At 72.8% G+C, this 21,458-nt stretch carries 22 protein-coding genes; 3 read left to right on the top strand and 19 right to left on the bottom strand.

Annotated elements, in window-relative coordinates; translation table 11 throughout:
* Positions 1 to 25: 25 nt before the first annotated feature.
* From ABCQ75_RS01270 to ABCQ75_RS01250, 5 genes are all read right to left on the bottom strand, one after another.
* Positions 26 to 565 carry a molybdenum cofactor biosynthesis protein MoaE gene (locus ABCQ75_RS01270; protein ID WP_345882616.1) on the bottom strand — a complete coding sequence of 180 codons (540 nt, stop codon included), beginning with the start codon at positions 563 to 565 and terminating at the stop codon, positions 26 to 28.
* Positions 555 to 1,088: a MogA/MoaB family molybdenum cofactor biosynthesis protein gene (locus ABCQ75_RS01265; RefSeq protein WP_345882615.1), complete on the bottom strand. Its 534-nt coding sequence runs from the start codon at positions 1,086 to 1,088 to the stop codon at positions 555 to 557. Before ABCQ75_RS01265 ends, ABCQ75_RS01270 begins: the two co-directional genes overlap by 11 nt.
* A 5-nt stretch (positions 1,089 to 1,093) precedes the next feature.
* Positions 1,094 to 1,582, bottom strand: coding sequence for a cyclic pyranopterin monophosphate synthase MoaC (gene moaC, locus ABCQ75_RS01260; protein WP_345882927.1), 489 nt, complete (start codon positions 1,580 to 1,582; stop codon positions 1,094 to 1,096).
* Between the two features lie 92 nt (positions 1,583 to 1,674).
* The gene (locus tag ABCQ75_RS01255) at positions 1,675 to 3,042 is read right to left on the bottom strand and encodes a molybdopterin molybdotransferase MoeA (RefSeq protein ID WP_345882614.1); all 1,368 of its coding nucleotides are present in this window, start codon (positions 3,040 to 3,042) and stop codon (positions 1,675 to 1,677) included.
* Positions 3,039 to 4,634 (bottom strand): molybdopterin-dependent oxidoreductase, encoded by a 1,596-nt coding sequence (locus tag ABCQ75_RS01250; RefSeq protein ID WP_345882613.1) that lies wholly within the window; start codon positions 4,632 to 4,634, stop codon positions 3,039 to 3,041. Before ABCQ75_RS01250 ends, ABCQ75_RS01255 begins: the two co-directional genes overlap by 4 nt.
* 92 nt (positions 4,635 to 4,726) lie before the next feature.
* Between ABCQ75_RS01250 and moaA the strand changes: the two genes are divergently transcribed.
* Positions 4,727 to 5,920, top strand: coding sequence for a GTP 3',8-cyclase MoaA (moaA, locus tag ABCQ75_RS01245; protein ID WP_345882611.1), 1,194 nt, complete (start codon positions 4,727 to 4,729; stop codon positions 5,918 to 5,920).
* A gap of 25 nt (positions 5,921 to 5,945) precedes the next feature.
* Entirely contained in the window at positions 5,946 to 6,251 is a 306-nt protein-coding gene (locus ABCQ75_RS01240) for a MoaD/ThiS family protein (protein ID WP_345882926.1), read from the top strand.
* 56 nt (positions 6,252 to 6,307) lie between these two features.
* Here ABCQ75_RS01240 and ABCQ75_RS01235 read toward each other — a convergent pair whose 3' ends face one another.
* The 4 genes from ABCQ75_RS01235 to ABCQ75_RS01220 form a co-directional block, all read right to left on the bottom strand.
* Positions 6,308 to 7,675, bottom strand: a complete 1,368-nt coding sequence (locus ABCQ75_RS01235) for a M16 family metallopeptidase (protein ID WP_345882610.1) — start codon at positions 7,673 to 7,675, stop codon at positions 6,308 to 6,310.
* Positions 7,676 to 7,678: 3 nt separating this feature from the next.
* Complete coding sequence (locus ABCQ75_RS01230; protein WP_345882609.1) at positions 7,679 to 9,946, bottom strand: polyribonucleotide nucleotidyltransferase; 2,268 nt, start codon at positions 9,944 to 9,946, stop codon at positions 7,679 to 7,681.
* A 242-nt stretch (positions 9,947 to 10,188) separates the two neighbouring features.
* The gene (gene rpsO / locus ABCQ75_RS01225; RefSeq protein ID WP_066497233.1) at positions 10,189 to 10,458 is read right to left on the bottom strand and encodes a 30S ribosomal protein S15; all 270 of its coding nucleotides are present in this window, start codon (positions 10,456 to 10,458) and stop codon (positions 10,189 to 10,191) included.
* 220 nt (positions 10,459 to 10,678) lie between these two features.
* Positions 10,679 to 11,683, bottom strand: coding sequence for a bifunctional riboflavin kinase/FAD synthetase (locus ABCQ75_RS01220; RefSeq protein WP_345882600.1), 1,005 nt, complete (start codon positions 11,681 to 11,683; stop codon positions 10,679 to 10,681).
* Positions 11,684 to 11,853: 170 nt separating this feature from the next.
* On the opposite strand from ABCQ75_RS01220, the gene ABCQ75_RS01215 reads away from it, so the two are divergent.
* Positions 11,854 to 12,612: a DUF937 domain-containing protein gene (locus ABCQ75_RS01215; protein ID WP_345882598.1), complete on the top strand. Its 759-nt coding sequence runs from the start codon at positions 11,854 to 11,856 to the stop codon at positions 12,610 to 12,612.
* A gap of 19 nt (positions 12,613 to 12,631) precedes the next feature.
* Here ABCQ75_RS01215 and ABCQ75_RS01210 read toward each other — a convergent pair whose 3' ends face one another.
* The 10 genes from ABCQ75_RS01210 to rimP form a co-directional block, all read right to left on the bottom strand.
* Positions 12,632 to 13,057: a hypothetical protein gene (locus ABCQ75_RS01210; protein WP_345882596.1), complete on the bottom strand. Its 426-nt coding sequence runs from the start codon at positions 13,055 to 13,057 to the stop codon at positions 12,632 to 12,634.
* Complete coding sequence (locus tag ABCQ75_RS01205; protein WP_345882595.1) at positions 13,054 to 13,428, bottom strand: hypothetical protein; 375 nt, start codon at positions 13,426 to 13,428, stop codon at positions 13,054 to 13,056. Before ABCQ75_RS01205 ends, ABCQ75_RS01210 begins: the two co-directional genes overlap by 4 nt.
* Positions 13,425 to 14,330: a tRNA pseudouridine(55) synthase TruB gene (gene truB, locus ABCQ75_RS01200; RefSeq protein ID WP_345882593.1), complete on the bottom strand. Its 906-nt coding sequence runs from the start codon at positions 14,328 to 14,330 to the stop codon at positions 13,425 to 13,427. The genes ABCQ75_RS01205 and truB overlap by 4 nt, the downstream gene beginning before the upstream one ends.
* Positions 14,331 to 14,352: 22 nt before the next feature.
* Positions 14,353 to 14,853, bottom strand: coding sequence for a nucleoside deaminase (locus ABCQ75_RS01195; RefSeq protein ID WP_345882591.1), 501 nt, complete (start codon positions 14,851 to 14,853; stop codon positions 14,353 to 14,355).
* A 96-nt stretch (positions 14,854 to 14,949) separates the two neighbouring features.
* A complete protein-coding gene (locus ABCQ75_RS01190) occupies positions 14,950 to 15,504 on the bottom strand; it encodes an ABC transporter substrate-binding protein (RefSeq protein ID WP_345882589.1) in 555 nt (184 codons plus the stop codon).
* A gap of 181 nt (positions 15,505 to 15,685) precedes the next feature.
* Positions 15,686 to 16,213 carry a 30S ribosome-binding factor RbfA gene (gene rbfA / locus ABCQ75_RS01185; RefSeq protein WP_345882587.1) on the bottom strand — a complete coding sequence of 176 codons (528 nt, stop codon included), beginning with the start codon at positions 16,211 to 16,213 and terminating at the stop codon, positions 15,686 to 15,688.
* A gap of 136 nt (positions 16,214 to 16,349) precedes the next feature.
* Entirely contained in the window at positions 16,350 to 19,220 is a 2,871-nt protein-coding gene (infB, locus tag ABCQ75_RS01180; protein ID WP_345882585.1) for a translation initiation factor IF-2, read from the bottom strand.
* Positions 19,221 to 19,385: 165 nt separating this feature from the next.
* On the bottom strand, positions 19,386 to 19,637 hold the full coding sequence (locus ABCQ75_RS01175) for a YlxR family protein (protein WP_427916015.1): 252 nt from the start codon (positions 19,635 to 19,637) through the stop codon (positions 19,386 to 19,388).
* A 216-nt stretch (positions 19,638 to 19,853) separates the two neighbouring features.
* Positions 19,854 to 20,825 carry a transcription termination factor NusA gene (nusA, locus tag ABCQ75_RS01170; RefSeq protein WP_345882582.1) on the bottom strand — a complete coding sequence of 324 codons (972 nt, stop codon included), beginning with the start codon at positions 20,823 to 20,825 and terminating at the stop codon, positions 19,854 to 19,856.
* Positions 20,825 to 21,454: a ribosome maturation factor RimP gene (gene rimP / locus ABCQ75_RS01165; RefSeq protein ID WP_345882580.1), complete on the bottom strand. Its 630-nt coding sequence runs from the start codon at positions 21,452 to 21,454 to the stop codon at positions 20,825 to 20,827. The genes nusA and rimP overlap by 1 nt, the downstream gene beginning before the upstream one ends.
* Between the last annotated feature and the right edge of the window lie 4 nt (positions 21,455 to 21,458).

The following is a 21,458-nucleotide window of genomic DNA, read 5'->3' as shown; positions in this document are numbered from 1 at the left end:
CCGTCGCCCCTCCGGCGCGGAGTGCTCAGCCGAGGGCCGCGACCCACTCCGAGCCGCCGCCGTCGAAGAACTGCTCCTTCCAGATCGGCACCTCTGCCTTGACCCGGTCGACGAGGTCCGAGCAGAGCCGGAAGGCCTCCCCGCGGTGGGCCGCGGACACCGCGCACACGAACGCCGCGTCGCCGACCGCGAGTTCGCCGACGCGGTGGGCGATCCAGATGCGCACGGGCCGCTCCGAGCCGCCGTGGGCTTCGGCATGCTCGGCGGTCACGGCGCGCACCACGGACCCGAGGGCAGCCTGCGCGGTCGGATGCGCCGTGTAGGCCAGGCGCGTCACGGCGCGGCCCTCGTCATGGTCCCGCACGACACCGGCGAAGAGGACGACGGCGCCCGCGTCCTCGGCGTCGACCCCCGCCCGTGCCTCGGCCTCGCTGAGGGGGGCAGTCGTGACCGCGGCGTGCACGATCACGAAGCCCGGGCCCGCCGCCTCGGTCCCGCCTGCGCCGGTCCCGCGCGAGGCGGTCCCGCGCGAGGCGTCCAGGTGGTCTTCCCGCTCAGTGCCCATGGCCGCCCTCCAGCTGTCCGCAGATGTGCCCGAGGATGGGGTCGAGGACCGCCAGCCCGTCCATGACTCCCGCGGGCGAGCCGGGGAGGTTGACGATGAAGGTCTTCCCGGCCGTGCCGGCGTGCCCGCGCGTGAGCACGGATGTGGGCGCCTTGTGGCTCCCCACCCGGCGGATCGCCTCGACGACCCCGGGCACCTCGCGGTCGAGCAGGGGCAGCGTCTGCTCCGGCGTCGTGTCGTCCGGGCTCAGCCCGGTCCCGCCGCTCGTGATGATGACTGCAGGCTCCATCGCGAGGAGCGCGCGGATCGCCGCACCGACGCTCGGCCCGTCGGGGACCACAGCGGGCGGGACCACCTCGAAGCCGTGCTCGGCCAGCCAGTCTGCGATCACCGGGCCGGTCTGGTCCGTGTACACGCCCGTCGCCGCACGGGTGGAGGCGATGACGATGCCCGCACGCCGCCCGGCGCCAGCGTCGCCGTGGCCGTGGTCGTGCACAGGGACGCCTCTGATGCGCTCGCCCATGCCGTTCACTCCCCGTCCGCGCCGGAGGCCGGGACGGCCCAGTCGCCGCTCTTGCCGCCGGACTTCGCGAGGACCCGCAGCCCGTCCACGACGGCGTGCCGGTCCACGGCCTTGATCATGTCGTAGACGGCGAGCGCCGCGACCGACGCCGCGGTGAGCGCCTCCATCTCGACTCCCGTGACGCCGCGCGTCTTGACCGTCGCCACGACGCGCACCGTCCCGGAGGAGGCGTTCGGCTCGAGGTCGACAGTGGCCTTCGCGAGGGGCAGCGGGTGGCACAGCGGAATGAGCTCAGGGGTCTTCTTCGCGGCCATGATGCCCGCAATGCGGGCGACGGCGAGGGCGTCGCCCTTGGGCAGCGCGCCCTCGGCGAGCATCGCGACGACGTCGGGGGTCGTGCGCACGAGGGCCTCGGCCGTCGCCTCGCGGGAGGTCTCGGGCTTGCCGGAGACATCCACCATGTGGGCCGTTCCATCCGGGCGCACGTGGGTCAGGCCGGTGCTGGCAGTGCTGGCCGTCCGGTCCGAGGAGGGTGCCGGGCCGGTGCTGGCAGTCTGGCCGCTGCTGGGGGTCGTCTGGGGGTCGTTCACGTGAGCCATACTTCCACGTCCGCCCCGGCAGGAAGGTGCGTGACGTCCTCGGGCACGAGCACGAGGGCGTCCGAGGCCGCGAGCGCGCCGAGGAGGTGCGAGCCCGGCCCGCCCACGAGCTCGGCCCGCCCGTCCGGCAGCAGGCGCGCCCGGCGGACCTGGAGCCTGCCCTGCGGCGAGCTGAGCGGCTCCGCGAGCGGGACCCGGAGCCTGCGGCGGGGCGCCGGCGCGCCGAGGAGCGCGGACAGGACCGGCCGGAGCAGGATCTCCCAGGAGATCCAGCAGCTCACCGGGTTGCCCGGGAACGCGATGAGGGGCGTGCCGTTGAACGTCCCGAGCCCCTGCGGCCCTCCCGGCTGCATCGCGAGGTGCGCGAACTCCACGTCCCGCCCGCCGAGCGCGAGCTTGGTGGCCTCGAAGGCGCCCTGCGAGACGCCCCCGGTCGTGATGACGGCGTCCGGCCGGCCGCTGCCAGCCGTGAGCGATCCGAGCTCGCCGAGCAGCACGGCGGGATCATCGGTGCGCACGGCCACCGTGCGGGCCGTGATCCCGGCCTCGCGCAGCGCCGCAGCGAGGAGCGCCGTGTTCGCATCGTGGATCTGGCCCGGGGCTAGACCGTCCCCCGGCTCGGCGAGCTCTGCCCCCGTGCTCACGACGGCGACGGACAGCCGTGGGCGGACGCGCACCCGCCCGATTCCGAGGCCTGCTGCGAGGCCGAGCTGGCGGGGGCCGAGCACCGTCCCTGCGCGGAGCACGACGGCGCCGCCCTCCACGTCGCTGCCGGCCCGCCGCACGAACGTCCCCGGCTCGGCTGCGGGCAGTTCGACCCTCTCCCCCGGCCCCGGGTAGGCGCGGGGATGTGCCTGCTCGACGGGCACGACGGCGTCCGCGCCCTCGGGCAGCATGGCGCCGGTCATGATCGGGGCAGCATGGCCCGGGGCGAGCGCCTCCGGGGTGTCGCCGGCGGCGATCGCGGCGGCGACGGTGAAGGCAGTGGACGCAGCGGACGGGGTGGACGCACCAGACGGGGTGGACGGGGGGCGGTCGAAGTCCGCCGAGCTCACTGCGAACCCGTCCATCTGGGAGTTGTCGAAGCGGGGCAGGCTGCCGGGCGCCACGAGGTCCTCGGCGAGCGCCGCTCCCTGCGCCTCCTCGAGGGAGACGGTCACGGGCTCGCGCGCCGCGAGGTGCGCGAGGAGCGCGGAGAGCCGGGCCCTGTGCTCGGGCACGGACCGGTGCCCGGATGCAGAGCCGTGCCCGGCCCCAGTGCCGTGCTCGGCCGCGCCGGGACCCGCTGCGTGCCGGTCCTCTCCGGGCCGGCCGTGTCCGTGCCGGTGGTCTCCGTGCCGGTCGTCTCCGGTCATGTCGCCTCGATCGTGATGGTGTGGTGGCCCGTCGCCCCGTCGGGCGCGGGAGGCGCGGCCTGCCCCGTCTGCACCTCGCCCGTGCCGTCGACCGCGCGGACGGAGAGTCGGTGCGTGCCCGGTGCGAGCGTGACCTCCGCTGCCCATTGGTACCACGTGTCCCGTGAGATGCCGGTGCCGAGCCGCGCAGGCTGCCACTCGCCGTCGTCCGCCCTCACCTGGACCGCCGAGATCCCGCGGTGCTGCGCCCACGCGACCCCGCCCACCGCCAGGACGCCCGCCGGGACCCTCGCCCCGCGGCGGGGGACGTCGATCCTCGAGGCGGTCTTGACCGGACCGCGCTCGCTCCAGCCGCGCGTGCTCCAGTAGGCCTTCTCCTCGGCGAACGAGGTGACCCTGAGCTCGGTGACCCACTTGGTCGCGGAGACGTACCCGTACAGCCCGGGCACCACGAGCCGCACGGGGAAGCCGTGCTCCGGCGGGAGCGGCTCGCCGTTCATGCCGACCGCCAGGAGCGCGTCCGTGCCCTCGTCCGTGAGCACCTCGAGCGGCGTGCCCGCGGTGAAACCGTCCACGCTGCGGGAGAGCACCATGTCCGCCCCGTCCTTGGGGCGCGACCGCGCGAGCAGCTCCCGGACGGGCCATCCGAGCCAGCGTGCGTTGCCCACGAGGTCCCCGCCGACGGGGTTGGACACGCACGCGAGCGTGATGTGCCGTTCGACGAGCGGCGCGGCGAGGAGCTCGTCCCACGTGAGCGTCACCGGCTCCTCGACCTTCCCCGTGACCGTGAGCCGCCAGCGGCCCGGGTCCACGGAGGGGACGACGAGGGCCGTGTCGATGCGGTAGAAGTCGCGGTTCGGCGTCACGAGCGGCGTGATCCCGGAGACGCGGAGCTCGGCCGCCGACGGCACCGGCGGCGCGGGATCCGCGGGCACGGGGAGGCGCAGGGCGTCACGGGCCGCCGTCACGGCGAGGCTCGCACCGCGCACGACGGCGGTCAGTGCGCCTCCCAGCGCGATCGCCCCGGCCGTCCCCGCGAGCGCGCGGAAGAAGCGCCGGCGGTCGAGTGCGGATGCCGCAACCGCCGGTGGCGCCGCAGGCCTCAGGCGAGCGACGAGCCAGCGGACGAGGCCCGCGGCGACGGCGCCGGCGGCGAGCGCGCAGAGCCAGGCGGCCGGGGTGGCCTGGGCCCGCGTCGCGACGGCGGCGAGGCCCACCGCGCCGATGCCCGCTGCGAGCCAGGCTCCCGCGCCGCGGCGGCGCAGCTCGAGCAGCCCTGCGACGGCGCCGAGCGCGACCACGGCAGCCGCGATGACGGAGACCAGGAAGAGCTTGTCCGCGGTGCCGAAGGCAGCGATGGCCCAGTCCTTCGCAGCCGACGGCGCGAGGTCGACAACAGCGCCGCCCACCGCCGAGACGGGGCTCAGCGAGGGGCTCACGAGGCCCGCGCCGAGCTCGCCCGCGAGGACGCCCGCCGCCGCAGCCGCGGCACCGGCCACCGCGGCCCACAGGCGGGTGCGGTCGCGGCCGTGGACGGTCCCCCGCCGCTCTGGCCCGCCCGGTTCTGGATCTCGGGGCTCTGGCGCTCCCATGCCTCAAGGATAGGCGTGCGGCGGCCGTCGGATCCGCCGCACCGCCTGTCATGCGCTGACGCGCGCGCGTGCCCTGGCGTACGGTAGAGGGCATGACTGTCCAGCTCGGCATGCCCTCGCCCCGAGGCCCCGCCGGCGGTGGCCCGCGCCCGGAGGGCCCGCGTCAAAGCCGAGGTGGGCGGCCCGAGCTGGAGGGGCTCCAGGACCGGTACGGGCGGGTGGCCACGGATCTGCGGCTTTCCCTCACCGACAAGTGCAACCTCCGCTGCACTTACTGCATGCCTGCCGAGGGCCTCCCCTGGCTTGCCAAGGACGCGGTGCTGACCGCGGAGGAGATCGTCCGGCTCGTGCGGATCGGGGTGCGCGACCTCGGGGTCCGCGAGCTGCGCCTCACCGGCGGGGAACCGCTCGTGCGGGCCGACGTCGTCGAGATCGTCGCAGCACTGCGCGCCGAGCACCCGGAGCTGCCCATCGCGCTCACGACCAACGGCGTCGGACTCGACCGCAAGGCCGAGGCGCTCAAGGCGGCCGGGCTCACGCGGCTCAACGTCTCGCTCGACACGCTCCACCCCGAGGCCTTCGCCGAGCTAACCCGCCGCCCCGTCCTGGACCGCGTGCTCGCCGGGATCGAGGCCGCGGACGCCGCGGGGCTCGGGCCCATCAAGGTCAACGCCGTGCTCATGCCCGGGGTCAACGACGCCGACGCGCCCGAGCTGCTGGCCTGGTGCCTCGAGCGCGGCTACGAGCTGAGGTTCATCGAGCAGATGCCGCTCGACGCGGACCACGGCTGGACCCGCAACGGCATGATCACCGCCGCGGAGATCCGGGACCTGCTCGGAACCCGCTTCCGGCTCACCCCGGACCCCCGGGCGCGCGATGGCGCACCCGCCGAGCGCTTCGAGGTGCGCGCGCTCCCGGCCGGCCAGGACGTGTCCGGCGACGCGTCCGGCGGCGGGGGCGACGACGGCACAGGGGCCGCAGGCGCCGAGCAGGCCGGGCCCGTCCTGGGCACCGTGGGGATCATCGCCTCGGTGACGGAACCGTTCTGCGCCGACTGCCGGCGCACCCGCATCACGGCGGAGGGCAAGGTGATGAGCTGCCTCTTCTCCCACGAGGAGACGGACCTCAGGCCGCTCCTGCGCTCGGGGGCCCCGGACGCGGACGTCGCGGCACGCTGGCAGGATGCGATGTGGGCCAAGCCGAAGGCGCACGGGATGGACCACACGGGGCTCGGGGCCGCAGACTTCGTCCAGCCCGACCGCACGATGTCCGCCATCGGCGGCTGACGACGCACGAGGAGAGAACGTGGAGATCACAGTGCGCTACTACGCGGCCGCCCAGGCCGCGGCCGGCGTCCCCGAGGAGGCCCTCGAGGTTCCCGACGGCGCACGCCTCGCCGACGCGCTCGAGGCGGTCCTCGGCGTCGGCCGCGGGCCGACGGCGCACGCCGGCGCGGCAGCGGGTGCCCTGGCGACCGCGCAGAGGACGGCGCCCCCGCTCGCGGAGGTGCTGCGGAGGTGCTCGTTCCTCGTCAACGAGATCGCGGCGAAGGATCCTTCGCGCCCGCTCGCGGACGGCGACGTGGTGGATGTCCTGCCACCGTTCGCCGGCGGATGACCCCGCCGCCACTCCACCCACGTTGCGGGGGCATGTCCCCACCCACGTTGCGGGGGTCAGGCCCAGCTGAGGCCGAAGGCCTCCGACTCGTCGAAGGGGCCGACGACGGTGACGGTCCGCGGGGCCGAGGCGAGGGTCTGCGCGAGCTCCTGCACCTCGCTGGCGGTGACGCCCGCGATCCGCGAGAGCGTCTCCTCGATGTCCTGGAACTCGCCCGAGACGAGCTCGGCACGGCCGAGGCGTGACATGCGCGACCCCGTGTCCTCGAGCGCGAGCACTATCCCGCCCGAGAGCTGGCCGACGGCCTTGCGCAGCTCCTCGTCGGAGATGCCGTGCTCGGCGAGCTTCTCGAGCTCGGCGGCCATGAGCTCGAGCACCTGCGGGACCTTTGCGGGCGCGCACCCGCCGTACAGGCCGAAGTAGCCGGCGTCCGCGTAGGCGGAGGCGAACGAGTAGGTCGAGTACACGAGACCGCGCTTCTCGCGGATCTCCTGGAAGAGCCGTGAGGACATGCCCCCGCCGAGGACGGCGTTGAGCACGCTCATGACGTACCGGCGCGGGTCCGTGGCCGTGATCGAGGGGCATCCCATGATCACGTTCGCCTGCTCGACCTGCCGCTTGACGACGGTGAGGCCCGGCCGGCCGAGGATCTCGACCGCCGCGCTCGAACGGCGCGCCACGGGGACCGCGGCGTCCTCGAGCTCCCAGCCCGCGGACCGGAGGGCGTCGAGCACAAGCCCGCACACGGCGTCGTGCTCGAGGCCGCCCGCCGCAGTGACCACGAGCTCGCTGGGGCGGTAGTAGCGCCGGTAGTGCTCCCACACGGAGTCGCGCGGGACCGCGCGGATCGCCTCGGGCGTGCCGCCGATCGGACGGCCCAGAGGGTGCTCCCCCAGGACGGCCGCCACGAAGTGCTCGTGCGCTACGTCCGTGGGGTCGTCGCTGTCCATCGCGATCTCCTCGAGGATGACATCGCGCTCCTGCTCGAGCTCATCCGGGTCGAGGACGGCGGAGGTGATCATGTCCGCGATGACGTCGATGGCCATCGGCAGGTCGGTGTCGAGCACGCGCGCGTAGTAGCACGTGCTCTCCTTGGCGGTGGCGGCGTTTGACTCGCCGCCGACCTCGTCGAACGCCGAGGCGATCTCGAGGGCGGTGCGGCGCCCGGTCCCCTTGAAGAGGAGGTGCTCGAGGAAGTGCGTCGAGCCGTGCTGGCCCTCCGCCTCATCCCGGGAGCCGACCCCCACCCAGAAGCCGATCGCCGCCGACCGCTGGCCGGGCATCGCCTCCGTCAGGACGCGGACGCCCCCGGGGAGGATGGAACGGCGCACGACGGCGCCGCCCTCCTTCCCGAAGAGCGTGGACGACGCCGGGGCGCCGTCCACGAGCTGGCCAGCGGTCAGCGGCAGGTCGACGGTTGCCATGCCTCAGGCGTCAGACTCGGCGCTCGCCTCGACCGTGACGGCTTCCTCGGACGACTGCTCGGCGTCCTCCGCCACGACGGGGGCGAGGGAGAGCTTGCCGCGGTCGTCGATCTTCGTGATCTCGACCTGGACCTTCTGGCCCACGGAGACGACGTCCTCGACGCTGTCAACGCGCCTGCCGCCCGCGAGCTTGCGCAGCTCGGAGATGTGCAGGAGGCCGTCCTTGCCCGGGGTGAGGGACACGAAGGCGCCGAAGGTCGTGGTCTTCACGACCGTGCCGAGGTAGCGCTCGCCGACCTCCGGCAGCTGCGGGTTGGCGATCGCGTTGATCGCCGCGCGCGCGGCCTCCGCCGAGGAGCCGTCGGTGGCGCCGATGAGCACGGTGCCGTCGTCCTCGATGGAGATGTCGGCACCCGTGTCGTCCTGGATCTGGTTGATCATCTTGCCCTTGGGCCCGATGACCTCGCCGATCTTGTCCACGGGGATCTTGACCGAGATGATCCGCGGGGCGAACTCGGAGAGCTCGTCCGGGGTGTCGATCGCGGCGTTGATGACCGAGAGGATGTGCAGGCGGGCCTCGCGGGCCTGCTTGAGCGCGGCAGCGAGGACCGAGGCGGGGATGCCGTCGAGCTTCGTGTCGAGCTGGATCGCCGTGACGAACTCGGGCGTGCCGGCGACCTTGAAGTCCATGTCGCCGAAGGCGTCCTCGGCACCGAGGATGTCGGTGAGGGCCGCGTAGCGGGTCTGGCCGTCCACCTGGTCGGAGACGAGTCCCATCGCGATGCCCGCGACCGGCGCCTTGAGCGGCACACCGGCGTTGAGCAGCGAGAGGGTCGAGGCGCACACGGAGCCCATCGAGGTCGAGCCGTTCGAGCCGAGGGCCTCGGACACCTGGCGGATCGCGTACGGGAACTCCTCGCGGCTCGGCAGGACCGGCACGATCGCTCGCTCGGCCAGGGCCCCGTGGCCGATCTCGCGGCGCTTCGGCGAACCGACGCGTCCGGTCTCACCGGTGGAGTACGGCGGGAAGTTGTAGTTGTGCATGTACCGCTTGTGCGTCACCGGGGACAGCGAGTCGATCTGCTGCTCCATCTTGAGCATGTTGAGCGTCGTGACGCCCATGATCTGGGTCTCGCCGCGCTCGAAGATCGCGGAGCCGTGCACGCGCGGGAGCACCTCGACCTCGGCGGTCAGCTGGCGGATGTCCGTGAGGCCACGGCCGTCGATGCGGACCTGGTCCTTGAGGATGCGCTGGCGCACGACCTTCTTCGTGACCGAGCGGAAGGCAGCGGAGAGCTCCTTCTCGCGGCCCTCGAACTGCCCGGCGAGCTGGCCGAGCACCTCGTCCTTGAGCTCGTCCGACGCCGACTCGCGGGTCTGCTTGTCGGCGATCTGGAACACCTCGGCGAGCTTCTCGGCCGCAGCGGCCTCGACGGCCTGGTACGCGTCGTCCTCGTAGTCGAGGAAGACGGGGAACTCGCCCGTGGGCTTCGCGGCCCGGTTCGCGAGGTCCTGCTGGGCCTCGCACAGCGCGCGGATGAACGGCTTCGCGGCGTCGAGGCCCTGGGCCACGACCTCCTCGGTCGGAGCCGTGGCGCCCTGCTCCTTGATGAGGTTCCACGAGTTGTCGGTGGCCTCGGCCTCGACCATCATGATGGCGATGTCGTCCCCGGCATCGCCGGAGACCACGCGGCCCGCGACCACCATGTCGAACGTCGCGTTCTCGAGCTGTGAGTGCTTCGGGAACGCGACCCACTGGGCACCCTGCTCGTCGTGGACGAGGGCGACGCGCACGCCGCCGATGGGGCCCGAGAAGGGCAGGCCCGCGAGCTGGGTGGACATCGATGCCGCGTTGATCGCGACGACGTCGTACAGCTCGTCCGGGTTGATGGAGAGGACGGTCACGACGACCTGGACCTCGTTGCGCAGGCCCTTGACGAACGCGGGGCGCAGCGGGCGGTCCATGAGGCGGCACGCGAGGATGGCCTCGGTCGAGGGGCGGCCCTCGCGGCGGAAGAACGAGCCGGGGATGCGGCCCGCGGCGTACATGCGCTCCTCGACGTCCACCGTGAGCGGGAAGAAGTCGAAGCCCTCGCGCGGGGACTTGCCCGCCGTCGTGGCGGAGAGCAGGGCGGTGTCGTCGTCGATGTAGGCCATCGCGGCGCCGGCGGCCTGCTTGGCAAGGCGGCCGGTCTCGAAGCGCACGGTGCGCTTTCCGAAGCGGCCGTTGTCGATGACGGCCTCAGCGAACTGGATCTCGGGACCCTCCATGGGAGAGCACCTCCGTTTCCGTGTCAGGTGGAGGCGGCCGGAACCCGGTCTTCGATCGAGGCCCTTCGCGCGCGCCGCAGCGCGCCCGCAAGGGCCACTACCGAGGACCGCAGGCTGCCGGTGCCTCCAAGTGGTTGTTCAGTCCCGGAACCGGCGGGCGCCGGAGCCGGGTGTGCAAGAAGCGGCCCGCACCCTCCCCACCAGAGCACTGGTGCAGCAGGAAGGACGGGCCGCTCCCCAGACTACCGGCGCAGGCCGAGACGCTCGATGAGCGAGCGGTAGCGCGCGATGTCCGTGTCGTGCAGGTAGGCGAGCATGCGCTTGCGACGGCCCACGAGCGCGAGGAGGCCCCGCTGCGTGTGGAAGTCGTGCTTGTGCTGCTTCATGTGCTCAGTCAAGTCCTTGATGCGCTTCGTCAGAACGGCGATCTGGACCTCGGGGGACCCGGTGTCGCCTTCCTTGGTCGCGTATTCCTTGATGATCTCCTGCTTGACGGCGGGATCCAAAGCCATGGATAGCTCCTCGTGTTGTGCCGTGCGGCCCGCTGGACGGTTCGTCCCCGGGGGACGCCGGGCCATCACACCTGAGGTGCGGCACCGGCGCGGCCCAGGCCGCCACGGACTGCAGCGAGGGCCACCGAGCATTCTATCCGGCGGCGGCACCGTGTGTCGAAACACGGTGGACCGGTCGCCGAGGGCCGCCAGGCCAGGCCGGTTCGGGCATGCCATGCCCTCAGGCGAGGCGCGCGGTCCCCTCGAGGATCCGGCGGGCCTGGTCGACGTCGAGCTTCATCTGCTCCACGAGCGCCTCGGCCCCCCGGTAGGCGACCATGCCGCGGAGCCGCTCGACGAACTCGACCGCCACTTTCTGGCCATAGAGGTCGAAGTCCTCGGGCGCCTCGTCCGGGCGGTCGATCACATGGGCCTCGACCTGCCGCGCGACGCCCGCGAAGGTCGGGTTCGAGCCGACGGAGATGGCAGCCGGCCACCGCGTCCCCGCCTCGTCCACGAGCCAGCCCGCGTAGATCCCGTCTGCCGGGACGTGCCCCGCGGAATCGTGGGCGAGGTTCGCCGTGGGGAAGCCGAGGGCGCGCCCGCGGGCCGCGCCGTGGACCACCTCCCCGTGCATCGTGTGGGGGCGGCCCAGGATCTCGGCCGCGGTGCGCACGTCCCCGGCCTCGAGTGCCTCGCGCACCCAGGTGGACGAACAGCGGCGCTCCTCGGCGTCGTCGTCCTCCACCGCCGCGCCGCCGCGCGCGTGCTCGGTGTACTCCTCCACCACCACGACCTCGAAGCCGAAGCGCCGGCCGAGCTCCTGCATGGTCGAGAGGTCCCCGGAGTTGCCCCGGCCGAACCGGACGTCGTGGCCCACGACGACGTGGCTGGCCTTCAGGCCCCGCACGAAGACGTTCTCCACGAACTGCTGTGCGGTCTGCTGGGCGAACTCGAGCGTGTAGTGGAGCACGAGGATGCCGTCCAGCCCCTGGCCGGCGAGGACGGCGAGGCGGTCCTCGAGGTCCATGATCAGGTGCGGCGCGGCGTCTGGGTGGTGGACAACGGCGGGGTGCGGGTCGAAGGTCACGGCCACGGCCCGGCTGCCGGCCGCGCGGGCCGTGCGGGAGAGCTCGGAGAGGACCTGCTGGTGGCCGCGGTGGACGCCGTCGAAGTTGCCGATCGTCAGCGCAGTGGGACCGAAGTCCCGAGGTACCTCGTCCAAGCCGTGCCAGATCAGAGCCATCGTCCTCGCCTCGTCGCCGTGAATGTCGCTACCCCAGCGTACCGGCTGGCCGGCAGACCGCCCCGCCCGCTGCCCCCGCGGAGCCCACGGGACTAGGATGCCGAACACAGTGGGTGGCCGCTCGCGGCTGCCCCTTCGAGCCCCACGAGGGCAGCACCGAGGAGGAACCTGTGTCCGAGATCGACGAGCTCCTGTCCAGACTCCCCATCGACCAGATCGCCGAGCAGCTCGGGACCGACCCGACAACCGCCCGCGCCGCCGCCGAGGCGGCCCTGCCCTCCCTCGTCGCGGGCCTGGGCAACAACGCCCAGGAGCCCGCAGGGGCGGCGGCCCTCGAGGGGGCCCTCGCCGAGCACCGCGACGGGCTCGCCGACGGGGGCGTGGACCTCTCCGGCGTCGACACTGCGGACGGCGAGAAGATCGTCGCCCACGCGTTCGCGGGCCAGCAGGACGACGTCGCCGCCCGCCTCGCGGGGGCCGCCCAGCTCGGCGGGGTGGGAGGCGAGCTCGTGCGGCGGCTCCTGCCCATGCTCGCCCCGATCGTCATGTCGTGGCTCGCGGGGAAGGTGTTCGGCCGGCAGGGCGCACCGTCCGGTCCCGCTCAGGCGCCTGCCGACGGCGGGCTGGGCGGCGGCGTGCTGGGCGACCTGCTCGGGGGAATGCTCGGCGGTGCCGCAGGCGGCCACGCGGGCCAGACGGGCCAGACCGGGCAGGGCGGGCTCGGGGGCGTCCTGGGCGACCTGCTCGGCGGTGTCCTGGGCGGGCGGCAGTCCACCTCCGACGCGGGGCAGGATCGGGCCAGCGGGCACCAGGCCGGCGTGGACCAGACCGGCATAGACCAGGCGGGACAGGGGCCCGTCCTGCCGGGCGCGGCGCCGTCCGAGTCCGGCCTCACCCCGGGCGAGGTGGTTGACCCCGGCCAGCGCTGAGGGCAACCGGGGCCCGGTGCTATCGGGCCCCAGCTCCGCGCCGGGGCCTGTTGGCCCAGAGCCAGAAGAGCCCGATGAGCGGGAGCACGAGCGGCACGTAGCCGTAGCCGCGGCCGAACCCGCTCCATACCGTGTCATGCGGGAAGGCCGACGGCGCGAGGGCGCTCGCCGCCCCGACGGCGAGGACCCCGACGAGTTCGACGAGCACCGCTGAGAGGGTCACGTACCAGCTCGCCACACCGCGGCGCGCCATCGCGACGGTCGCGACGATGTAGACCACGGCGGCGAGTGCGCTCAGGAGGTACGCGACCGGGGCTTCGCCGAACTTCGTGGCGATCTGGTAGCCGGCGCGCGCCGTCGAGGAGAGCGCGAAGACGGCGTAGACGGCCACGATGATGCGTCCGAGCCCCACGCTGCGCGTGCTCGGGGATGCCTGCTGTGTCATGAGAGAGGGGCTCCGTCCCAGATCTGCTCCATGCGGAACAGCATCACGAGGATCGTCACGGGCACCGCGGCGAGCACGGCATTGCTCCACCGGGTCTTGTCCAGCACGGCCCACCAGAAGGCGCCGACCGGGATCAGGAGGGCGGTGAGGAGGTAGCCCCAGAACTCCCAGGCCTCCCCGCGCACCGCCTCGCCGCCTGCCTGACGGATGCCCGCGCCGATCCCGTAGGCGAGGAGGAAGAGCTCGACCAGGCCGACTGACACGATGGCCGCGTCTCCGGGATAGGTCTTGGTCACCGTGGCTGCAAGGCAGACGAGCAGCGAGAGCGCGCAGAGGCCAGCGCCAACGAGGAAGAAGGGGTCGACGGTCACGCGCCGTCCCCCTGGGCGGCGAAGACGAGCTCCGGCTTGGCGTGCGCGCCGGTGTCCTTGATGAGTGCGACGAGCGCGCCGTCCGGGGCGAAGGCGGCCGTGACGGGGCCGCGCTCGGCGCCCGCGGCAGCGCGGGTCGACTCGATGCGGCGGCCGAACGACAGCTCGACCGCCTCGTGCTCGGTGAGCTCGCGGGTCGGCAGGAGCGCCCGCGCCGCGTCGTCGAGCGGGAGCATTGTGAAGCCTTCCGCGAGCTCCTCGAGGGTGCGGGCCTGCTCGACGCCGTACGGTCCCACCTGGGTGCGCCGGAGGGCGGTGAGGTGCCCTCCCACTCCGAGGTCGTTGCCGAGGTCGCGTGCGAGCGCCCGGATGTAGGTCCCCGACGAGCAGCGCACGGTCACGTCCACGTCCTGGAGCCTGCCACCGCGCACGCGCCGGACGCCGTGGACCTCGAAGGAGTGGATCGTCACGGGACGGGCCTCGAGGGCCACCTCCTTGCCCGCACGGACACGCGCGTAGGAGCGCTCGCCGGCCACCTTGATGGCGCTCACGCTGCTGGGGACCTGGAGGATCTCGCCGGTGAGCCGGCCCACGCCGCCCCGGATCTGGTCCTCGGTGATGGCTGCGGCGAGGCGCTCCTCGAGGACCTCGCCCTCGGCGTCGTCCGTCACCGTGCTCTGCCCGAGGCGGATGGTCGCGGTGTACGTCTTCTCGGTGCCCACGATGTAGGAGAGCAGGCGCGTGGCCTTGTTGACGCCGACCACGAGGACGCCGGTGGCCATGGGGTCCAGGGTGCCCGCATGCCCCACCTTGCGGGTCCCCGCGAGGCGGCGGACCTTCCCCACGACGTCGTGGCTCGTCCACCCACGCGGCTTGTCCACGATCACCAGTCCAGAAAGCACGCCTCCCAGTATATGGAGCCGGTCAGTACTCGACGCGCTCGGCGTACTCCGCCCACGCCTCGAAGGGGCGCGCTCTCCCGGGGGCCTCTGCGTGCTCGACCGGCATGAGCGTCCGGCCCTCGCCGCCGAAGTACTCGTAGAAGAGCGCGTCGTCGAATCCGGCGGCCGCGGCGTCATGCCGGTCCGCGGCGAAGCGCACGGCGCTGATGCGGGCCCACAGGGCCGCGGCGAGGCACAGGGGGCAGGGCTCGCAGCTCGCATAGAGCACGGCCCCGTGCAGGTCGAAGTCCCCGAGCGCGGAGGCGGCGCGGCGGATCGCCACGACCTCGGCGTGCGCCGTCGGGTCGTTGTCACGCGTCACGCGGTTCACGCCGTCGAACACCCTGCCGTCCGCGGTGACGACGACCGCGCCGAAGGGCCCGCCGCCGTCGGCGACATTCGCGACGGCGAGGGCCAGGGCCCGCTCGAGGTACTGCTGCCCGGGATCGGCCGGGGCGTGGGCGGCCCCATCGTATGCACTCATGGCTCCCATGCTACGGAAAGCCGAAAGAGGGCCCGTCCGCGGGGGGACGGGCCCTCTCCAGGACCGCCTGCCGGCCTCGGGCCGTCAGAGCGCGCTTCAGACGCCCAGGAGGCGGTTCAGGATGTTGGCTACGCCATTCAGGCCGACACCCTTGTCCAGGAGTCCTGAGACGCTGCAGAGCAGGTTGCCCAGGAGGTTCCCCGGACCCGGCTCGGCCGTGATGTCGAGGTTGACCTCGTTCAGGTCGACGACGAGCCCGAGCACATCGAGGTGGAGCGGACCGAGGTCGAGCGTCAGGATGTCGCACGCGGCATCGGTGGCCGCGGATGCCACCGCCACAGAGGAGACCGCGTCCGTGATGGGCGTGACCGCGCCAGCAGCGGTGGTCAAGGTGCCATTGAAGACGCCCTGGGCCACGAGCTGGCCGTTCTCGACCACGAACTGCGTGATGCTGAAAGTTCCAGCGAGGGACGAGCCGTCCGCCAGGACCTCATTGACGCTGACGGGCTCGAGGCCGGTCAGCGACGGAGCAGCCGCAGGCAGGGCCTGTCCCGCGTTGAGAGGAGGAGCCGCCGTGGCCGGACCGGCCGCGGCCAGGGCCGCGCCCGAGAGGGTGGCGGCAAGCAGTGGGGCAATGATCTTGGTCTTCATCGGTATCTCCTTGCGCGGACCGTTCCCCCCGCAGTCGCCCGGCCGTCGTGGACCAGAACGGCGGTAAGGCCCGCAGTCGGTTGTTCCTCGATCATGGTGTCGGACGCTCTGGGCGCCGACGCCGTCACCATTGCCCGCTCCTTCGCTATCCCAAACCTCCGTCGCGCGCGCAGCCGCGGCGTCAGTCGTCGTCGCGCTCCTCGACGTCGTCGAACTCGAGGTCGTCCCGGTCGTCGGCGTCATCCATGCCGGCTCCCGGTCCCTCGCCGTCGGCGCCCTCCGCGCCGGACTCGCCCTCGCGGCGGTAGGGGTCGCTCTCCCCCGCCGGCTGGGCCCCGGCGGCCAGACGGGCCACCTCGGCGTCCCGCTCCTTGGCCTGGGCCAGGAGCTCCTCGAGGTGCGAAGCGTTGACGGGGATCTCGTCCGGGACGAACTCGAGGGTCGGCGTCAGCCGGATGGTGAGGTTGCGGCCCACCTCGCGGCGGAGTACGCCCTTCTTCGCCTCGAGCACATCGCGCGCGCCCTGGGCCGCGGAGGCGTCCCCGAAGACGGTGTAGTAGACGGTCGCGTGCTGCAGGTCGTTCGTGACGCGGGCGTCGGTGACGGTGATGGGCTCGGCGCGCTCGTCCTTGACGGCCTTGCGCAGTGCCTCGGCGACCACCACCTTGATGCGCTGCGCGAGGCGCGCGGCGCGTGCCGGATCAGCCATGGTTCCCTCCTAGGGTCGTGGGTCAGTCTGGCAGCGGGGCTGCCGGGAAGCGTACAGGGACACGGGAGCGCCCTCGGACACGGGACAGCGACGCGGAAGGGGGCCCCGCGGGCGGGACCCCCTTCGTCACGACTCCCTAGACGCGCGGCTTCTCGCGCATCTCGAACGTCTCGATGACGTCCTCGAGCTGGAGGTCGTTGAACGAGCCCAGTCCGATACCGCACTCGAAGCCCTCGCGGACCTCGGTCGCGTCGTCCTTGAACCGCTTGAGCGACTCGATGGTCAGCTTGTCGCCGATCACCACGCCGCCGCGCAGCACGCGGGCCTTCGCATTGCGGCGGATGAGGCCGCTGCGGACGATCGAGCCGGCGATGTTGCCGAACTTGGAGGACTTGAAGACCTCGCGCACCTCGGCGGTGCCCAGCTGGACCTCCTCGTACTCCGGCTTGAGCATGCCCTTGAGCGCCAGCTCGATGTCATCGATCGCCGCGTAGATGACCGAGTAGAAGCGCATGTCCACGCCCTCGCGGTCCGCGAGCTCGGCAACGCGCTCGGCCGGCTTGACGTTGAAGCCGATGATGATCGCGTTGTCGACCGTTGCGAGGTTGACGTCGTTCTGGGTGATCGCACCCACGCCGCGGTGGATGACGCGCAGCTGGACGTCCTCGCCCACATCGATCTTGAGCAGGGAGTCCTCGAGCGCCTCGACGGCACCGGAGACATCGCCCTTGAGGATGAGGTTGAGGGTGTCGATCTTGCCCTCGGCCACAGCCTGGTCGAAGTCCTCGAGGCTGATCCGCTTGCGGCGCTTGGCCAGCTGCGCGTTGCGCTCTGCCGCCTCGCGCTTCTCGGCGATCTGGCGGGCGGTGCGCTCGTCCTCGGTCACGAGGAACGTGTCACCGGCCCGCGGGACCGAGGACAGGCCGAGGACCTGCACGGGGCGCGACGGGGTCGCGGCCTCGACGGTCTCGCCGTCCTCGTCGAACATCGCGCGGACGCGGCCGTGGGCGGTGCCCGCCACGATCGTGTCGCCGACGTGCAGCGTTCCCGACTGGACGAGCACGGTGGCCACCGCGCCGCGGCCCTTGTCGAGGTTCGCCTCGATGGCCACGCCGCGGGCGTCCTTGTTCGGATTCGCCCGCAGGTCGAGGGCCGCGTCCGCGGTCAGCAGGACTGCGGAGAGCAGGTCGTCGATGTTGAGGTTCTGGCGCGCGGAGACGTCCACGAACATCGTGTCGCCGCCGTACTCCTCGGGGACCAGACCGTACTCGGTGAGCTGGCCGCGGATCTTGTCCGGGTTGGCGCCCTCCTTGTCGATCTTGTTGACCGCGACGACGATCGGCACGTTGGCGGCCTGGGCGTGGTTGAGCGCCTCGACCGTCTGCGGCATGACGCCGTCGTCCGCGGCCACGACGAGCACCGCGATGTCGGTGACCTGGGCACCACGGGCACGCATGGCGGTGAACGCCTCGTGGCCCGGGGTGTCGATGAACGTCAGGCGACGCTCGATGCCCTCGTGCTCGAAGCCGATCTGGTACGCACCGATGTGCTGGGTGATGCCGCCGTGCTCGCCGGCCACCACGTTCGTGTTGCGGATCGCGTCGAGGAGGCGCGTCTTTCCGTGGTCGACGTGGCCCATGACAGTCACGACGGCCGGACGGGCCTCGAGGTCCTCGTCGGTCTCGCCCTCGAGCTCGGCATCCAGGTCGATGTCGAAGGACTCGAGCAGCTCGCGCTCCTCGTCCTCCGGGGAGACGACCTGGATCTTGTAGCCGAGCTCCTCGCCGAGGACAGCGAACGTGTCCTCGTCGAGGGACTGGGTGGCCGTGGCCATCTCACCGAGGTGGAACAGCACGGTCACGAGCGAGGCCGGGTTGGCATCGATCTTCTCAGCGAAGTCGGTGATCGACGCACCGCGGCGCAGGCGCACCACCGTGCTGCCGTCGCCACGGGGCACCGAGACGCCGCCGAGCGACGGAGCGCTCATCTGCTCCAGTTCCTGGCGCTTCGCGCGCTTCGACTTGCGCTGCTTGCCGCGCCCGGCGCCTCCCTTGCCGAAGGCACCCTGCGTGCCGCCGCGACCGCGGCCGCCCTTGCCGAAGCCGCCTCCGGCAGGAGCGCCGCCGCCCGCGCCGGGGCCGCCGCCCGGGCGGCCCGGTCCGCGCCCGCCGGTGCCCGCCGGGCGGGCGCCCGGCTGCGGCCGGTCAGTGCGCGGAGGCATCATGCCGGGGTTCGGACGGCCTCCGCCGGCACCGCCGGCACCGCCGCCAGGGCGCGGGGCGCCCGGGCGCGGGGCGCCGGGACGCGGAGCACCCGGACGCGGAATGCCGGCCGTGCCGCCAGGACGGGGCGCTGCGGGACGCGGACCGCCGGGGCGGGGCCCGCCGTCGCGCCCGCCACCGGGCCGCGGCATCCCCTGCGAGGACGCGAACGGGTTGTTCCCGGGGCGCGGTGCGCGGTCGCCGTCGCGGGCGGGGCGCTGCATGCCCTGGGAGGACGAGAACGGGTTGTTCCCCGGGCGCGGTCCGCCCGGGCGGGGGCCCGGGGTCCCGGCGGGACGGGCACCCGGGCGGGGAGCCTCGGATGCCGGACGCGACGCGGGGCGCGGAGCCTCGGCACGGGGTGCCGGGGCCGGGCGCTCCGCACCGGGGCGGGGCGCGGCCTCGGCGGCCGGGCGGTCCGCCTCAGCGGGGCGCGGCGCGGACGGCGCGGACTTGGCGGGCGACGGCGCCGGGGCAGCCGGGCGCGCCGGTCCGGGGGTCGGTGCGGACGCACCGGAGGGCTTGGACGCCGGGCGGGCAGGCTTCTCGCCCGTCTTGGCGACAGGCTTCGCGCCCGCCGCCTTCCCTTCGGCGGGGTAGGCGTCGCGAAGCTTCTTCACGACGGGCGCCTCGATCGTCGAGGACGCAGAACGGACGAACTCGCCCATCTCCGCGAGCTTGGCGACGGCGTCCTTGGAGGTGATCCCGAGCTCCTTGGCGAGCTCGTGTACGCGGACCTTGGCCACATTTCTCCTGTCTCGGTCCGCGCCGAGCCAGGCACGAACCGTCTACTGCTTGCTGCAGGTCCCGTCAGCGGACTCCTTGGACAGGGCGAACGCTGACGAGCCCAGGGCGGTGCTCACCACAGTCATGGCTAAGCACTCATCGGACGGGGACTCATCGGGTGTCCATCAGATTTCTGACCCGCTTTCAGCTTGAACGGTGCCCGTACCAGCAGTGGCTGGAACGGTGGTGCCGAAGTAGCCGTCGACCTGCGTGGCGTCCACGTGCCCTCGGAAGGCCCGGTTGAACGCCCGCCGCTTGATGGCGAGCTTCAGGCATGCCTGGTCGGGGTGCAGCCAAGCACCTCGACCGGGCAGCCGGCGGCGCGGATCCACGAGGACGCGCTGGGCGTCCGCAGGGTCCCGGGCCAGCCGGAGCATGTCGGACCGGGCCCCTGGACGGCGGCACCCGATGCAGGTCCGCAGTGGCTGGGCGTTGCTGCGCGTCATCCACTGCTCTCTCTGCCGCGGCGGGGGCCGCGGACGGGTTTCCTGCACTTCTGCCGCCGGGCGCAGGCCCGGACTTGTCTATTCTAGACCCTCGCGTCCACGATCCCTGAATGCGCGGGTCTGCCGGGCGCTCTCGCGCCCGGCGCGTCAGGACTGGCCCTCAGCCGCCCCGATGTCGATGCGCCAGCCCGTGAGCTTCGCGGCGAGGCGGGCGTTCTGGCCCTCCTTGCCGATCGCGAGCGAGAGCTGGTAGTCCGGCACGAGCACGCGCGCGGACCGCGCCGCCGCGTCCACGATCGTCACCGAGCTGACCTTCGACGGCGAGAGCGCGTTCGCGATGAAGGTCGCCGGATCGTCGCTGTAGTCGACGATGTCGATCTTCTCGTCGTTGAGCTCCGTCATGACGGCGCGCACGCGCGAGCCCATCTCGCCGATGCAGGCGCCCTTGGCGTTGATGCCGCCGACGTTGGCGCGCACGGCGATCTTGGTGCGGTGGCCGGCCTCGCGGGCGATCGCGACGATCTCCACGGCATGGTCCGCGATCTCCGGCACCTCGAGTTCGAAGAGCTTCTTCACGAGCCCCGGGTGGGAGCGCGAGAGCGTGATCGACGGGCCCTTGAGTCCGCGGTGCACGTCCACGACGTAGGCGCGCAGGCGGCGTCCGTGCCGGTAGTCCTCCCCCGGGACCTGCTCGGGCGGGGGCAGGAGGGCCTCGACGCTGCCGAGGTTCACCTGGACCATGCTCGGGTTGTGCCCCTGCTGGATGGTGCCGGCGATGAGCTCGCCCTCGCGGCCCTTGAACTCGCCCAGGACGTTGTCGTCCTCCACGTCGCGCAGGCGCTGGAGGATGACCTGACGGGCCGTCATCGCCGCAATGCGGCCGAATCCCTCAGGCGTGTCGTCGAACTCGCCGACGGCGTTGCCCTCGTCGTCCAGTTCCGCGGCCCAGATGGTGACGTGGCCGCTCTTGCGGTCCACCTCGGCCCGGGCGCGGTCGATCGCCCCCGGCGACTTGTGGTAGGCGAGCAGGAGGGCCTGCTCGATGGTCGGGATGAGCTTGTCGACCGGGATGTCCCGCTCGCGCTCCAGCAGACGGAGCGCGCTCATGTCGATGTCCACTAGGCCTCCTCGTTCTTCTCGGTGGTCTTCTCGTCCTCGAGTGCTGTCTCAGGGCCCAGCTCGACCTCGTCGAGGTGGGAGAAGTCGACCTCGACCCGGCCGGAGCGGATCCGGTCGAACGGGACCTCGACCGGCTCGCCCTTCTTCGGCTTGACGCCCTTCTTGGCGGGAAGGTCGGGAACGACGACGATCCCGGACTCCGCGACCTCGGTCAGCCGCCCCGTGACGTTCTCGCCCTGGATCACGTTGACCTTCACGAGGCGGCCCCGGGCCCGCCGCCAGTGCCGGGGCTGGGTGAGGGGCCGGCTCACGCCGGGCGAGGACACCTCGAGGTCGTACGGGCGCGAGTCGCCCGCGGGGTCGGCGTCCAGTGCTGCAGACACGTCCCGCGATACCTCGGCGATCGCGTCGAGGCCCACCCCGCCCTCCTGGTCCTCGGGCAGGTCCACGGCGACGTGGAGGACCCGATGCCGGCCGGCCTGGGTGAGCGTGACGCCCTCGAGGATGAGCCCATGGGCGTGCACCGCAGGTTCGAGCAGGGCGTGGAGGCGGCCTTCTTCCCCGTTCACCGCGGGCGCCTCGTGTTCCTGCGTCGGGCCGCCCTTTTGGGGCAGATCGGGCGTGGACATGGCA

It is taken from the genome of Sinomonas halotolerans, assembly GCF_039615075.1.
Lineage (GTDB): Bacteria > Actinomycetota > Actinomycetes > Actinomycetales > Micrococcaceae > Sinomonas > Sinomonas halotolerans.
The sequence above is the reverse complement of the archived record's forward strand: the minus strand, read 5'-3'. Positions and strand labels throughout refer to the sequence as shown.

What these genes read in the sequence shown, in the direction of transcription:
- ABCQ75_RS01230 (WP_345882609.1), bottom strand. Translation starts at nt 9,946, where the DNA reads ATGGAGGGTCCCGAGATCCAGTTCGCTGAGGCCGTCATCGACAACGGC.
- ABCQ75_RS01270 (WP_345882616.1), bottom strand. Translation starts at nt 565, where the DNA reads ATGGGCACTGAGCGGGAAGACCACCTGGACGCCTCGCGCGGGACCGCC.
- ABCQ75_RS01235 (WP_345882610.1), bottom strand. Translation starts at nt 7,675, where the DNA reads ATGGCAACCGTCGACCTGCCGCTGACCGCTGGCCAGCTCGTGGACGGC.
- rpsO (WP_066497233.1), bottom strand. Translation starts at nt 10,458, where the DNA reads ATGGCTTTGGATCCCGCCGTCAAGCAGGAGATCATCAAGGAATACGCG.
- ABCQ75_RS01250 (WP_345882613.1), bottom strand. Translation starts at nt 4,634, where the DNA reads ATGGGAGCGCCAGAGCCCCGAGATCCAGAACCGGGCGGGCCAGAGCGG.
- rbfA (WP_345882587.1), bottom strand. Translation starts at nt 16,213, where the DNA reads ATGGCTGATCCGGCACGCGCCGCGCGCCTCGCGCAGCGCATCAAGGTG.
- rimP (WP_345882580.1), bottom strand. Translation starts at nt 21,454, where the DNA reads ATGTCCACGCCCGATCTGCCCCAAAAGGGCGGCCCGACGCAGGAACAC.
- ABCQ75_RS01195 (WP_345882591.1), bottom strand. Translation starts at nt 14,853, where the DNA reads ATGAGTGCATACGATGGGGCCGCCCACGCCCCGGCCGATCCCGGGCAG.
- ABCQ75_RS01175 (WP_427916015.1), bottom strand. Translation starts at nt 19,637, where the DNA reads ATGCTCCGGCTGGCCCGGGACCCTGCGGACGCCCAGCGCGTCCTCGTG.
- ABCQ75_RS01210 (WP_345882596.1), bottom strand. Translation starts at nt 13,057, where the DNA reads ATGACACAGCAGGCATCCCCGAGCACGCGCAGCGTGGGGCTCGGACGC.
- ABCQ75_RS01190 (WP_345882589.1), bottom strand. Translation starts at nt 15,504, where the DNA reads ATGAAGACCAAGATCATTGCCCCACTGCTTGCCGCCACCCTCTCGGGC.
- moaA (WP_345882611.1), top strand. Translation starts at nt 4,727, where the DNA reads ATGACTGTCCAGCTCGGCATGCCCTCGCCCCGAGGCCCCGCCGGCGGT.
- ABCQ75_RS01255 (WP_345882614.1), bottom strand. Translation starts at nt 3,042, where the DNA reads ATGACCGGAGACGACCGGCACGGAGACCACCGGCACGGACACGGCCGG.
- ABCQ75_RS01220 (WP_345882600.1), bottom strand. Translation starts at nt 11,683, where the DNA reads ATGGCTCTGATCTGGCACGGCTTGGACGAGGTACCTCGGGACTTCGGT.
- ABCQ75_RS01265 (WP_345882615.1), bottom strand. Translation starts at nt 1,088, where the DNA reads ATGGGCGAGCGCATCAGAGGCGTCCCTGTGCACGACCACGGCCACGGC.